Raw genomic sequence first — 13,734 nt, 5'->3', positions numbered from 1 at the left:
AATATGGGCAGTAGCAAAAAATATGTGGCAGATTCCCGGTATTTCCGGGGAGATGTCCTGACCGTCATGTCTGACGGAGTACATTGTGACGGTTCCGGACACACCCTCATGGAATTGCGTGAAAAGGAACGCAACCCGTACTTGTGTGCTTTCGGGGTGAAAGAGTTGCGCAAGAAAGGACGTATCTATATGGAATCTCTCTGTACACTGTTCAGAGAAATCTCCCCGGAACGGTACGAGGAACTGTCGTTTTATTCAAACATCCGTAAAAACCGCAATAGTTTCTTTGAAGCAGAGCCTTATTATTGGGAGTTGCATGACTTTTATTTCAAAGTGTCCGGCCGGTGCTTTACCGGTATCCGTCCTGTCAACCTGCCCTACGAAGAACTGCAGCGTCAGATAGGCGAACATTACCGGCGTGTTACCTGCAGGCCGGAAATCCGCAAATGGAACATCGCCGTTCCCGGAACGGACGGGAACGGCGGAAGAATGGGCACCGCCTATTTCTTCGTGACAGACAAGGGCTGCCAGCGCTTCATCTGCAACCTGACCGTATCCGGAGAGGCGGAATCCGTTCAGGAGGCACGCAAGGATGTCGCCCGTATCCTCCGAAGCCTGCGCAGGCATCATTTCACTTACTATGCAGGAACGGAAGGCATCGATGACCTGGACCGGTTCATGGATTATATGGAAAAGAACGATTATACCTTGCTGTCAGCCGGGACATTCTTCCAATACCCGATAAACAGGGAGTCCGTCACCTTCACGGGAAAAATTAAGGAAACAGGCAAAAGGTTCCTGTACCGTATTTACGACCGTGAAATTTTCCTGCACCTCTTGAAGCGCCTACGGGGCGTCAAGAGAGAAACGGAACATACGGAACGCATAATGACCTGAGTGTGATTAAAACGAAAGCCCTGTCCTGAACGGATGGGGCTTTCATAGTTCTAATAATGATTGGAAATATAAGATGAGAAAATTCAAGGAAAAACAGGCAGTGTACTGGAACGACCCTGCCGGAGAAACATCAGGCGTCTATGAGGTGCTTGATACGAATGAAGAATATAATGCAGGAATAGCGGAAGCGGAAATTCCGGGCTTTGACTCCCGGGTGCTGCTGATAGGGAACGGCATGAGTGAAGCGGAAGTTTATGCGGAAGAACTGTCCGTCATTGACCCGCCGTCAAGTGAAAGCCGGGGCCTGGTCCAAAAGGACATGGAGAACGGTTTCAGGAGGTTTGTCCGGAATAACGGCTGCAAACCGGATTATGCCGTCTGTTCCATTGCTTGGAATGACGGCGGCAGCTATCCGGAAGTCAATATCCGGCTTTCGGAAACGGCGGATCCGGACACGGACGACAGCTTTTTTTTCTATTGCAACGGACTGGAAAGCCTCAAGTCACTCGCTTTTCCCGGTCTGGAAGAGTTTTACATAACAGGCATCCTTCATTTTGAGATTTTTGCAGGAAACGCCAGGCACAAAAAACAGAAGATAGAATGTCATCCTCATTTCTTGCGGCAAAGATAACCGTTTGCCCGGCTGACCGTGCAAGGCGGCCCCCATGGGGCTGGTTGGCCGGGAAAAAATCATCCTCGCTCCGCTGCGGTATTTTTTCCCGCCAAGCCTTGCACGGTCCCGGGTCAAACGCCAACTTTTGCGACAAGAAATAAGAATGCCTGCAAGCAGGCAGATGTCTCATTAAAAAATAGGATGTATGGTAACAATGGACTACAGACAAATGCTGGTTGTATCCCTGTGGCAGTACAATCATCACGCAAGCGAAGGGCTGACCCTCCCGCTTTTTCAGGAAACTTTCGGAAAAGTCTACGGGCAGCACTATTACGAGAAATGGACGCTTTACTTCAACCGCAACCTGTGGGATATGCTGGCCTATTTCAGGAGCGAGGAGGAAAACGGGCAGAAATTCTGTAACATGGTGGCACGGCAGGTAGAGCTTTACCTTCATAACCGGAAACAGACAACCCTAAAAAATTGAAAGCGATGGCACAATACCCGGTTCCTAAAGAAATACAGCCCTTGGCGAGGCTGATGACGGATTTCGCCCATGCCTGCGGTTATGATCCGTTGACCGTATTCAATGACTTCCTGACATTTGTCATCCACGGTTTCTCCCCCGGCGCACCCCCGCTCAAGAGTTGGAAATACAAGCGGCAGCAGAATGCCGCGTTCATGGGCATGGTTTCCGAATGGGTGCGGCTCATGCAACACCAGTTAAAGGAAGACACAAGTTGGTATGATCCGTTCGGTGACATTTACATGGCATTCTCTTCTACGGGATCCAAACAGGCGCAAGGACAGTTTTTCACTCCGGTGCCGGTTTGCGAACTCATGACGGCCTGCGCCGATACGGGAGAGCATCTGCCCGGACAGCGGATGGGAGATCCTACCTGTGGCAGCGGACGTTTGCTGCTAGCCTGGCACGTACGCAATCTCGGCGGCTATCTGGTCGGTGAGGACATCAACCGCACCTGCTGCCTGATGACCGTATGCAACATGCTCATACACGGTTGCATAGGCGAGGTTATCTGGCACGACAGCCTCCAACCTGAAAAGTTCAACGACGGCTGGCTGGTCAATCCGATGCTTACCCATACCGGCATTCCCACTATACGCAAGATGAGTGAAGAAGAATACCGGAGAAGCCGGGAACTTCCTGTAAACAGAACAATAAATTCTAAAAAATGACAGCTATGGCAACAATCATTATTGTCCGGATCTGCAACTCATGCGGCTGCACTCCGGAAGAAGCGAAGGAGTATCTGGACGGTGAAATACGCAACTTATTGGACTATAGGGATGCGGATGACCTCCGTGCGGAGGATTTCGCACAGGCATGCGACAGCTTGGGTCTGGAACATGACTTCATCCCGTATTTCATCGAACGGCTCAGTATGTGTTGAATTTATGAATAATCCATTATTAAACAGACAAATTATGAAAGTGAATGCAAGCAGCGAACTGAAATCCCGTCTGGCCCATGCGGCAGAAAACGGGAGCGTCATCGCAAGGGACATCCTTGCCGAATTGAAGAAGAATGTGGATGTCACAGAGATTGTGCGGGGATTTTGCAACCATTTTTCCACCAAGCGCAAACGGACATCCTGCGACGGGTTCCAGAAAATCCGCATCGTGTTCACCGCCTGTAACAAGGACCTGTCCAACGGGAATTTCCCGGACCGCAACAATCCGCAGGCGCCCCTGTTCCCGGAAAACCGGGTGGATATGGAGCCGTCCACGTTCATCAGGCAGTTCAAGAACCTGCCAGAGTATCCGGAAACAGACATGGCCTATTTCGCCAGCGCCATCTGCGTGGACAGCAAGGTGACCGTGCGCCTGTTGGAAGGGATGCAGGACATTTACGAGGCGTATGACGGGGATAATTATTCCCCGATAGCGGACGATACGGCATCAACCCTGCACAATTCCTGCATGCGTTATCCGGACAAGGCACGCAATGCCGCGGATTTCTATGCCAACTTCGCCGGGGCGAAAATCCTGGTGGCAAGGGACGAGAGCAACAATGTGCTCGGACGTGCCATCGTGTGGGAGCATGTGCGCTGTCCGGTTAATGATTACGGGCTGGACACGGTTTCACTGACGGACCGGATATATTCTTCCCATGCGTTTGTCATAGGAATGATGCAGCATGAGGCACGCCGGAACGGGATCCTCCTGCGCAGAAAGTACAACGATTATCACCATACCAAGGAATATGTGGCATTGAACAGCCTGCAAGAAACAGGCATTGTGGCAGGGCAAGAACTCCAACTGGCACTCATCGTGGATGTGCCGGCTTTCCGCTGGCATAAGAAAGGGGTGCCTTATATGGACACGTTTTACAGCATTGCCATGAAAGCCGGGAAAATAGAACTGAGAAATTATGAAGGGGACGGGCAGATTGCCACCTGCCGGAATATTGGGGGAAGCGCCGTCCGTACAATGCAGGTATGTCCGGGCTGCGGCAAGATACACGGCGGTTTCGGGAATGTTTTCTGCTCCTCATGCAAGTCTTCCTTTTATGCCAGCACCGTTTTCGGTGAAGTGATCAAAGGTACTGTACGGGATTACAAAGGAGAGGTTTATCCTTCCGTGCTGTTCAAGAAAGGCCGGCCGATCCCGCCGTTCAGGACTTATTTGCAGTTGGAAAAACTTTTCATGTCATGAGAACTGCCACAGGCGTATATCCGCAAGGGTGTACGCCTGTGTCTGATGTGTCACATTCAAATACTTAATATCTTATGGAAAGACTGGTTACACTCTATAATATAGCTTCCCCGTCGGGGAAGGAAAAGCCTATGCTCCGTTACCTCAAGGCGGAGTTGAAGCGTATGGGCATTTCCTGCAGGCAGGACCGGCAGGGCAATCTTTATGCCGTAAAAGGCCGGGCAAAGACTTATCCGTGCGTCGTGGCGCATGTGGACGAGGTGCACCGCCACAGGACAGGCACTTACGGGGCACACGTGGTGGCGGATGCCATGGTGATAGGTTACGACCATCGCCACAAGTGTATGACGGGTATCGGTGCCGATGACAAGAACGGCATCTGGATCTGCCTGAAATGCCTGGAGGATTTCAAAGTGATGAAATGCGCTTTCTTTGTCCAGGAAGAGAACGGCTGCATAGGAAGCCGGGGGGCGGACATGGCTTTCTTTTCGGACTGCCGTTTCGTGCTCCAGTGCGACCGATGGGGGAATTCGGACTTTATCACCCGCATACATGGCACGGAACTCTGTACATGCGACTTCATCGGATGTGCCGCCGCTCCCAAATACGGCTACCAACCGGCCGAGGGTGCCACAACGGATGTGTATGTGTTGAAAAGAAGGGGACTTCCGGTTTCCTGCGCCAATATCTCCTGCGGGTATTACGAGCCGCATACGGACCGTGAATATACCATACTGGAAGACCTGCACAAATGCTACCGCTTTGTACGCCATATCGTCATTGCACACAAGACGGTCAGCATTCACTCTCCGGAGGCGGAACAATATCCGTTCCCCGGATATTATGAACTGTTCGGCATCGGCGGGTACAGCGAGGAAGAATACCAACGGATGCTGGGACGGTTCAAAAGCGGCTGCTCCCGAAAGCTGTTGAAGAAAGACTTTATCTGACAATATTAAAACAAGAATCATTTATGGAAACAACATTGACAATGCCGGCAGCTGCGCCGGTACAGAAGCAGCAGGGATTGAATCAGGTAGTGATTAACAAGGTACGGCGGATGGTCGAAGGCAGGCAACAGGATGTGATGGGCACCATCACCCGCCTGCTCGCAGAAGGGAAAATCGCACAGGACTACATCGCACCCATCGGGGTCAACCGTAGAAACGGCGAGCAGCGTCCTGTCGTGTCGTTCAAGGCGGCGGGCCGGGTGCAGCTTTCGATGCCCGAAGGTGATTTCAGCCTGCATGCCAATGCCATCGGCCAGGTTTCCGAAAAGATGGGCATCCCGGCAAAATACCTCCGCGAGCTTTCGGCGGGAGCCGCATGGCAGAAACAGTTGTGCGCCACCATCCTGAACGAGCATTCGGGCTGGACGGAACGGACGCGTGTGCTGGTCCGGACGGTAGGGACCGAGGTACGGGGCATATTGTCCGATTCCTACCGGAGGCTCAATTCGGTGGAGATCCTGACCGCATTCATCCGGGAGGCGGCAAACCAGGGGGCGGTCGTTTCAGATGCCTACATGAACGATACGAAGGTCTGGTGCGAGACCATCCTGCCCACTCCCATAGAGATCCCCACCCGCAAGAACGGTACGGTCGTCATCTTTGCCGGGGCACGTTTCTCCACGTCCGATTACGGAAACGGTTCGGTGGACATGCGTTCCTTCCTGCTTAACGGGGCATGCCTCAACGGGATGGTGCGTGAGTCCGTCATGCGGCAGGTACATTTGGGGGCGAAGCTGCCGGACTCAATGGCTCTTTCCCAAAAGACTTACGAACTGGACACGCAGACTACCGTGTCGGCGGTTTCCGACCTGACCAAAGGGCTGTACAGCCGGGACACCCTTATGCAAAAGGCCGTGGAGATTCAGGGAGCCGCTGAGGTGGATGTGGATTTCGATAAGGAACTGAGACAGTTGGTACAGCGGGGAGCCTTGCTGAAGAACGAGGGCCGCGAGGTGGAAAAGCTGCTGATGAACAATAACCCGGACGACGGGGTGACGGGCGGTGCCACGCTTTGGAAACTGACCCAGGGCATCACGGCATTCGCACGGGCACAGCAGCCGGAACGCTGCCGTGAACTTCATGAGATTTCCGGCCAGTTGCTGAACCGGGTAAAGGTGAACTGAAAAAACGGTTATGGATATGAAAGCCGGGGATTTTGCCACGCTGGTACACCCTTATAAGGGGTACCGCAACATCGAATTGATCAAGCGCCTGCCATATACATGGCTGGTACGTATCTGCGAAAGCGGATTGGAACTGGAAGTTTACGAGGACGAATTTGTCCTTGATTGAGTATGAACCCTATAAAAAATAACAAATATGAAAATTTTATGTAGCCAGGAGCACTACGACAAGGTAGTGCAGTATGCCGAATCCATCGGCGACACTACGCTCCAAAAATGCCTGGAGCGTCTGAAGAGTTGGGAAAAGAATCCGAACTGTCCTTGTGAGATTGAGTTGTTTTATGACTTTGCTCCTTATTCATTCGGTTTCAGAGAACGTTATCCGGATGGCAGAATTGGCATTGAGGGCGGACTGCTCTATCATGGCAGGCCGGACCAGTCCTTTGCAGTTCTGTTAGAGCCTTTTCACGGGTGGAGCATACATACCTGATGTTGTAGTTGTAGCATAAAAGAATCTCAATTTTGAATTTGAATCTAAAAAAATACAAAAATAATGTTCAGTTCAAAATTGAGATAATATCTGATAAAATGATACAGTTACCAAAAGTCAGTGACTTATTAAACTGTTATCTAAACTATTTTGAATTTATTGTGCGATGATTTAGGATGAGTTTTTGCTCCTTTTCGATGTTGTGATGGGGAAGATAGCGGGCTATCTGACGAAGAATAAGAGTGAAAAGGAGCAAAAAATCGCCCAAAACACACGAAAACGATATACATCAAGACGAGAAAAACTTTTTGTAGAAAATCAAAACAGTTTCTTATTATTGATTGAAATAAACTCTTAAAGGAATATTATGCCATTTTTTATGATCATGGAAATGTAAAAAAATAGAATCTCCTTCAAAAAAATTATTTATGATATTTTTAAAGTTGCTATTGAACTCTTTTAAAGAAACGTGAATTGTATCTTTCTTTTCATTAATCATTTTGTTAAAGTATCCTGATAATTTTTTTTGTAAAGTATCATTTTTATCAATAATATATAATGTAGAACCATTAAATACTTTATAAGATGATGTCAAATAATTATCTTCATCACAAGTCATTAAGTAACAGCCTGCTGTACCAGAACTAAGATTCTTATTGTGGAATAAATAAGAATTTTCCGCATAATAAATGTCTCTATTATCTGTTTTTCTTATCTTAAAAGATAAAGGATAGGATAAACTGAAAATAGAACTTTTGTCTTTCTTCAGTCTCAATACAATTGAATTTGTACTTTTAATTTGTTTTACCAATACTACATCTCTGTTAGAAACACATCCAACAAAAAACAAAACTATTAAAATCTGAATAATGCGAACCATATTATATAATGTTAATTAATAAAAAATGAATCAATCAGAAATATTAAACCATTATCGCTATCAAAATACTCATATAAGATAGTTATATTTTTATCATCTACTTCTTCGTCCGATGCAATTCTGAAGTCTCTAAATTTTTTATACTTACCTTTAATAAGTTCGTTAGCCAAATTAAATGAGACCTTAATAAATCCAAAATGCAACTTTGAAGTCCTACTATTATTAGCTCTTTGAACTACTTGTTGAACCTCATATAAGCCTTTGCTTTTAGCATTCCATAATTCTACATGTACATATTTACTGTATAATTCTTCTCCTTCATAATACATATCTTCCGCTATAAGACCACCTAAGTCTACTAAAAGTGATATAGCCATTCCGAAACCACCTGTTATACCAGGTAATGAAATCGATAATGGTTTTGATGTATCACTTGCATGTGTTTTTGTCACAGAAGAAAAAATATCCCAAGATTGTATACTTTTGGAAAATAAATTCAAAATAGTTACTTTTACTCCTCTATTTGCAAAATGCTCATATTGGTTTATTCCTTTCGTTGACAAGATTTTCCCATCACTAGTTCTTGTAGTCCAATTCTTACCTTGTTTTACATAGATAAGTTTTCCATCTATTGTATAGTAACTATAATCATATACTTCTCTACGACTGCCATCACTTAACATTTCATATACTTTACCTTCATTATTTACCATATATCCTTTTGCTAGTTTTGCGAGGGCAATTTTATCTTTATAAAAATCTATAAACTCGACAGTTTCTTCTGTAATCTTATCTGCTACCTCATCTTTGACAAAATTAATAAAAAACAATTGTTCACCATTGCTAGTATACAGCTCTGGCATCCCCTCATTTATTAATGAGGGTTTGATGAAGAGATCACGGTCTGATATTCTTACATTTAAGAAATCTCTTTTTCCCTTGGGCAAAGAAGTTTTATTTATATTATTGGAGACTATTTTCCAATATAATTCAAGAATTCCCCCATCTTCTTCTACATCTTTTGTCCATGTCCTTGGAAGCTGAAGCTCTATGATAGCATAATTATTTTGTATATATGTATAGGCTGTTTCTATTTTTCCATTAAACTTATATTTATCAGGACACAGGTAGTCTAAAAAAAGAAACTCTTCCAAGTTATATAATTGTAAATCAATTTTTGTTCCATTCCGAACACCACTTGTCTTGATTACAAAATACACGGTATCTTCAAGTCTGGCTTCAGTAATTTTATATTGAAGGTCAGAACTGTTTTTACTAGACCACCATCCTGTAATTTCTCTTATGCCTAAATAGGCTTTACCATATATTTGCGGAGAGGTAATTTCAATTTTCTTCATATTGCACTGTCTCAAACTTAAAGTTCTCAATGACTATAATACCTTCACTATTTATTATGCCTGAGTATTTGGCACATTTATAAGTGCCAGAATCATTAAACTTAAAATTTAAATCAACACGTTTCCCAACAATAGGGGTATCAACTTTCACATATAAAGTAAAAGGAATATCAGGAAAAGAATCTTTTTGTATTGCATTGTTCTCATCAATCCAATAAGCATCCGTTATGAAGATTTCTTGCTTTTCATCATTATTCACAACTCTTGGCTTCACGCTAATATCCGAAACTTTCCACACTTTCTCTCGCGGTTCACAATTCATACGTTTGAGGATGCCAGGTGACAGGAGCACAGTCATCAGCATGGGCATTTCTCCTGTGCACAAGGTTTCTTTCAAACTTACGCAATAGCAATCCCAAAAACGGAATATGTCCACGATGTCATCTCCTGTGGCAAATTCGATTTCTCCGTTTGCCATATTACCTTGGAGTAGCCATTCATAGAAGAAGTTGTCATGATCGGTCGATTCAAAGGTCAGTGCAATCAAATCCCCCTCTACAGGAAGATACTCTACGGTGCCAAGTTTTTGGCAGACTTCCATATGCGCGGCAATAATCCGTCCGATATCAGGACGGTCACTGTGGGCGATATGGCATTCATAACCGTAGCATGCCACATCTCTTTCTACACCATTTTGCATTCTCAGAGTCACTTGATAGGCCATAATATCTGTCAGGTATAAGTTTGCCGGATGTTGGCAAAAGTCTTTGCAACAATTATTTTCTGCAAATATAAAAAGATCGGTTGGTATAATTGTGTGGTAATCAGAATTTATTTCTATGTTTCAAAACAGGATGCGGGAAAGTTCGCAACAGATTTACAGCAGACTTTTCAAATAATCGTTGAGGTCCTTCCAAGTTGAGTACTTAAAAGATTCATCTTTCACATGTCCCCCGTATGTTTCCCTGAGATTCTTCAAGGCGTCCTTCCCGGCACGGTCATTATCCAGAAAACAACGGATTTCCTTGTAACCGTCCAAAAGCGGCACAGCTTTTGCCAGGTTGGCAACAGAGTTCAGCACAATATGGTCACAGCCCGGCTGAAAGCCTTCAACACCTTTCTTCTGTAATGTCAGGAACGACAGGTAATCCATAAACCCCTCATAGAGGCAGCACACCGGCCTTTTCCCTTCCGGTTCCCGGATATACGACACGGCTTTCGGGGAAATGCAGGCCTTGAAATACCGGTTCCGTATCTCATACCCGCCGTTCATGTTGGGAAATCCGACCGCGAAATAGCGTTTCCCGCCCAGTCCGTAACGGATTTCCCGGCATTCCTTGCGGGCTGTTTCCGCCTCGATGCCCCTTTCTTTCAGGTAGCGGTACAAGGCAGGCGATGCCAGTTCCATCACTTCCACGTCCTGAAAAGCCGGTTTCGGCTTTTCCCGTTTGGGGAATGGGTCGGTTATAGGACAGGCGTGTGGAGCCTGGCTTCCTATCTGCCGCAACAGGTAAGACACATCTTTTGACCCGTACAGTTCGGAGGCGAGGGCAATCAGGTCCCCGCCTTTTCCGATGCCGAAATCGAACCATTTATTGAGGGCCGTGTTTACCTTGAACGATGCGTCCGTTTCTTCCCGCAGCGGCGAGCGGTACCACAAGTTCGACCCACATTGCCGCACCGGGAGATGTCCCAGCATGTGCAAATAATCTTCAATGCGTATTTGTTTGGTTGTCTGTATGTTCATAAGGATTTAAGTTAACCGTTATGGAATGAAAAATCCCCCGGAAACTTTTCCGGAGGATTCAAGCTACTGAGGTAAGGGTTCATACAGCAGTGCCAGTTCCATCCGGCGCCGCCTTTCGATGGAAGGGATGACCCGACCTTTCCAGCACCGGAACGACAGGTACTCCCGTTCGATGTCCCGCTCCCCTCGTTCCAGCTTCCGTATCAGTTTGCTTTTGGGCATCTTTCCGTATCCCAGGAGCCGGTTATGGCCGACCTGATAAGCCAGCACAGCCAGCAGGAGGCTGTCCGCCCCGAAGCGCCGGAAGAGGGCGCACCGTTCCAGCAGGTCTTTCCTTAGCAACGCTTCCCCTTCCTCGCGGCTCATCCCGTAGGACAGCTGTTCACCCGGGAGGATGCGGTGCCCGTAAGCGATGTACGGTGTCTTGTCCGGTCCGTGCCAGCCTTCGTACCGCATGATCAGTTGGATGGCGCGTTCAAAAGGAGGCAGCCGTTTTAGTCCCTCCATATCCTGCGCTGCCAGCAGGCAGGGAAACAGCCCCAGCAGGCAAAGGGCGGTTTTGGCTCTCTTCATCCTGCTTACCATTCCACCACCTCCACATCCAGCGTGCAGCAGGGCGTGCCGCCCTCATAGCTCCATTCCCGTCTGCTCACCGTCAGTTCACACTCCTTCAGGAAATCCCCCACACTCATGCTTTCTGTCCTTTCGTTGCGTTCAAAGCAATGGCAGGCGGGCGTTTCTTCCAGCACTTGCCGGGAAAACTTGCAGGCAAGCCGGTCCGCGTTTATGCGGAGCCGGTCGCCGATGGCAGGCACGGTCACCGCCTTCCGGGTCAGCAGGACATACTCCGGCAATCCGGGTATGTCGGCATACAGCAGGATGTTCATTCCGTGCCCTCCTCTCCGTTTTCCGTTCCTGTCCCGGCAGGCTCCGTCACGCTTTCTTCCGGAGCGCCGTCCTCCGCATTGAAACTGAAGCTGAGCTGGCAGACGGCCCCCCAGTTGTTTTCAAAGTAGAGGTCGATGGCCTGCGCCTCATCGCTGCTTTCCGAAGTGTAGTACAGCCTGAATTTCAGGTCTTCCAGCAGATAGCGGTCGTTGGGCTTCAGTGCCGTGCCGTCCGCCAGCTGGAGGGTGCCTTCCCCGTCGGGCTGGAAATACCTCAGCGTGTAGACGGTGCCGTTGAATTCCCCTTCTGGAATGATTTCCAGGCGGATTTCCGCCGTTTCCCCTTCCATAAGTTCATCCGTTACCGGCAGGGCTTCCACGGTGAACGGGTATTCCTGCTGCACCTCCGGCCCTTCGTCACAGGAAGCCAGGCAACATACCGCCGCTGCCAGGCAGCAGGCGGCTTTCATCCGGTCAAATGTCTTTTTCATCATTTTCATCATTGTTTCTTGTTTTCAGTAGGGTTCAGAATATGTATTTGAGGGCGATTCCGTATTGGGTATGGAAATGTCCGGCCGCGCTGCCCCACAGGATGCGTTCCCGCAACCGGAAAGCCAGTACGGTGCAGTCGCTCAGGTAGGCTTCCGCTTCGAAGGTCACGAAACCTCCATAAATGAAGGATTCGCTTTCCTGCAGGACAGCCCCGTCTTCCAGCATCCGTTTCCCGCCGTTTACGCGCTCATACCCCAGCAGGCCCGACAGTCCGGCGTTCAGGAACACCGTCTTGCCCGGCGTGGACAGGAAATTGTAGCAGTATCCCGCTTCCCCCGTATATTGCGCGAGCGGAATCCGGGTTTTCCGGTAGGGATAATGCCGTTTCATCATCCCGATGCCGTACACCCACTTGTGGCCCCCTTTGCCATAGGTGAACAGGGCAAGCGAGAAGGCATAACCGGCATCCTTCCGGTTCCTCTGCGAATAGAATCCGTCCGCCATCTCTGCTGATACCTGTATGCCTTTCATGCCCGGCAGGCACCGCTGGGCTTCCGCCCGTCCTGCCAGAAGGACGGACAGAAGCAGGGTTATAAACAATACCTTCCCCTTCATCGCACACGCAGTTCATTGATGGTCTCGGCCTGTACCAGGTCTTCATTCTCCAGCTCGAAGGTCTGGTGACGCCCGCCTTGTTTCTCGTACATTTCCACGACCAGTTTCTTTCCGTCGGGTATCGTGAATTTCGGCAGGGCGAACACCGTGCATTCGGACTTCCTCCCGTCCACACGGGTCACATAGTTGTAGGCCCGCAGCGGATAGACCACCTGTTCCTGCATGGCGGTACGCTTCACCAGTTTCTTGTCCGCTATCTTGAAAGTCACGAAGTCCACATCGAAGGGCACGTGCGAGGTGTTCTTTATCTGCGTGTGGAAATAGAGCAGCCCGCCGTGGCTGTACAGCCCTTTCAGGAGGAACTGTACCCCGAAACGCTTGCACCCGATGTGGCGGATGCGGCGCTTGTCGCGTTCATACACGGACTTCATGATCAGGCGCACCAGGCGGGGCGACTCGTTGTCCAGTTCCGTCAGGTAGATTTCCATCGCGTTGTTCGGGCGGTTCACCGTTTCCCCGTCATGGATGAAGTCGCACATCTCCACGTTCAGCAGCAGGGGCTCGTCCGCGTACTTCACATTGAAGCTGTAAAAATTCCCGTCTTCCGTAATCACGCTCATGTTCGTTTCCTGCCGGAAGTTCTTCGTGGTGGCCTTCACGCGGATCACATTCTCCGCGCCGTCCGCCTTTCCCGCTATCAGGTCCGTGGACCCCAGGTCCACATACCTCACCGGTGAAGGGAAGATGACGTGCACCGTTTTGTCGTACGTGATTTCCAGCCCGTGCGGGGGAATCATCTGGCTGAATCCGATCTTGCGGCTCAGCCCTTCAAACCAGTCGCCGCTGCTTTGCTGTGCCTGCGCGGCGTTCATGCCCAACAGGGCGGCAGTCAGAATCAGGATTTTCTTCATAAATCTGCTTGTTTGGTGAATAATCGTTTGTTCC

General features: G+C 48.6%; 19 protein-coding genes. 10 read left to right on the top strand and 9 right to left on the bottom strand.

Annotation, left to right across the window (positions count from 1 at the left end; genetic code table 11):
• The first annotated feature begins 3 nt into the window (after positions 1-3).
• The 10 genes from NW213_RS12845 (at position 4) to NW213_RS12800 (ending at position 6,810) form a co-directional block, all read left to right on the top strand.
• Entirely contained in the window at positions 4-897 is an 894-nt protein-coding gene (locus NW213_RS12845; protein ID WP_258323025.1) for a hypothetical protein, read from the top strand.
• A gap of 73 nt (positions 898-970) precedes the next feature.
• Positions 971-1,528 carry a hypothetical protein gene (locus NW213_RS12840; protein ID WP_258323024.1) on the top strand — a complete coding sequence of 186 codons (558 nt, stop codon included), beginning with the start codon at positions 971-973 and terminating at the stop codon, positions 1,526-1,528.
• Positions 1,529-1,715: 187 nt separating this feature from the next.
• Positions 1,716-1,997 (top strand): hypothetical protein, encoded by a 282-nt coding sequence (locus NW213_RS12835; RefSeq protein WP_258323023.1) that lies wholly within the window; start codon positions 1,716-1,718, stop codon positions 1,995-1,997.
• A gap of 5 nt (positions 1,998-2,002) precedes the next feature.
• On the top strand, positions 2,003-2,707 hold the full coding sequence (locus NW213_RS12830) for an SAM-dependent methyltransferase (protein WP_258323022.1): 705 nt from the start codon (positions 2,003-2,005) through the stop codon (positions 2,705-2,707).
• A gap of 5 nt (positions 2,708-2,712) precedes the next feature.
• Entirely contained in the window at positions 2,713-2,922 is a 210-nt protein-coding gene (locus NW213_RS12825) for a hypothetical protein (protein ID WP_258323021.1), read from the top strand.
• Positions 2,923-2,956: 34 nt separating this feature from the next.
• Positions 2,957-4,186: a hypothetical protein gene (locus NW213_RS12820; protein WP_258323020.1), complete on the top strand. Its 1,230-nt coding sequence runs from the start codon at positions 2,957-2,959 to the stop codon at positions 4,184-4,186.
• A 74-nt stretch (positions 4,187-4,260) separates the two neighbouring features.
• Entirely contained in the window at positions 4,261-5,136 is an 876-nt protein-coding gene (locus NW213_RS12815) for a hypothetical protein (RefSeq protein ID WP_258323019.1), read from the top strand.
• A 23-nt stretch (positions 5,137-5,159) separates the two neighbouring features.
• The gene (locus NW213_RS12810; RefSeq protein ID WP_258323018.1) at positions 5,160-6,320 is read left to right on the top strand and encodes a hypothetical protein; all 1,161 of its coding nucleotides are present in this window, start codon (positions 5,160-5,162) and stop codon (positions 6,318-6,320) included.
• 16 nt (positions 6,321-6,336) lie between these two features.
• The gene (locus tag NW213_RS12805; RefSeq protein WP_258323017.1) at positions 6,337-6,489 is read left to right on the top strand and encodes a hypothetical protein; all 153 of its coding nucleotides are present in this window, start codon (positions 6,337-6,339) and stop codon (positions 6,487-6,489) included.
• A 27-nt stretch (positions 6,490-6,516) separates the two neighbouring features.
• Positions 6,517-6,810 carry a DUF4120 family protein gene (locus tag NW213_RS12800; RefSeq protein ID WP_087209319.1) on the top strand — a complete coding sequence of 98 codons (294 nt, stop codon included), beginning with the start codon at positions 6,517-6,519 and terminating at the stop codon, positions 6,808-6,810.
• Positions 6,811-7,144: 334 nt separating this feature from the next.
• Here NW213_RS12800 and NW213_RS12795 read toward each other — a convergent pair whose 3' ends face one another.
• The 9 genes from NW213_RS12795 to traN all read right to left on the bottom strand — a co-directional run bounded on the left by NW213_RS12795 (position 7,145) and on the right by traN (position 13,700).
• Positions 7,145-7,690: a hypothetical protein gene (locus NW213_RS12795; protein ID WP_258323016.1), complete on the bottom strand. Its 546-nt coding sequence runs from the start codon at positions 7,688-7,690 to the stop codon at positions 7,145-7,147.
• 11 nt (positions 7,691-7,701) lie between these two features.
• Positions 7,702-9,048 (bottom strand): hypothetical protein, encoded by a 1,347-nt coding sequence (locus tag NW213_RS12790; RefSeq protein WP_087209315.1) that lies wholly within the window; start codon positions 9,046-9,048, stop codon positions 7,702-7,704.
• Positions 9,035-9,772, bottom strand: a complete 738-nt coding sequence (gene tssD, locus NW213_RS12785; RefSeq protein WP_087209312.1) for a type VI secretion system tube protein TssD — start codon at positions 9,770-9,772, stop codon at positions 9,035-9,037. Before tssD ends, NW213_RS12790 begins: the two co-directional genes overlap by 14 nt.
• 153 nt (positions 9,773-9,925) lie before the next feature.
• A complete protein-coding gene (locus NW213_RS12780; protein WP_258323015.1) occupies positions 9,926-10,795 on the bottom strand; it encodes a toprim domain-containing protein in 870 nt (289 codons plus the stop codon).
• Between the two features lie 63 nt (positions 10,796-10,858).
• Positions 10,859-11,368, bottom strand: coding sequence for a glycoside hydrolase family protein (locus tag NW213_RS12775; RefSeq protein WP_258323014.1), 510 nt, complete (start codon positions 11,366-11,368; stop codon positions 10,859-10,861).
• 5 nt (positions 11,369-11,373) lie between these two features.
• Positions 11,374-11,682: a hypothetical protein gene (locus NW213_RS12770; protein ID WP_258323013.1), complete on the bottom strand. Its 309-nt coding sequence runs from the start codon at positions 11,680-11,682 to the stop codon at positions 11,374-11,376.
• On the bottom strand, positions 11,679-12,176 hold the full coding sequence (locus NW213_RS12765; protein ID WP_258323040.1) for a DUF3872 domain-containing protein: 498 nt from the start codon (positions 12,174-12,176) through the stop codon (positions 11,679-11,681). The genes NW213_RS12770 and NW213_RS12765 overlap by 4 nt, the downstream gene beginning before the upstream one ends.
• A gap of 31 nt (positions 12,177-12,207) precedes the next feature.
• Complete coding sequence (locus NW213_RS12760) at positions 12,208-12,789, bottom strand: conjugal transfer protein TraO (protein ID WP_258323012.1); 582 nt, start codon at positions 12,787-12,789, stop codon at positions 12,208-12,210.
• Positions 12,786-13,700 (bottom strand): conjugative transposon protein TraN, encoded by a 915-nt coding sequence (gene traN, locus NW213_RS12755; RefSeq protein WP_258323011.1) that lies wholly within the window; start codon positions 13,698-13,700, stop codon positions 12,786-12,788. The genes NW213_RS12760 and traN overlap by 4 nt, the downstream gene beginning before the upstream one ends.
• Positions 13,701-13,734: the final 34 nt, after the last annotated feature.

The sequence above is a fragment of the Bacteroides sp. ET336 genome (genome assembly GCF_024733815.1).
GTDB lineage: Bacteria > Bacteroidota > Bacteroidia > Bacteroidales > Bacteroidaceae > Phocaeicola > Phocaeicola cellulolyticus.
Note: the sequence above shows the minus strand (reverse complement) of the source record. Positions and strands in the feature narration are given on the sequence as shown.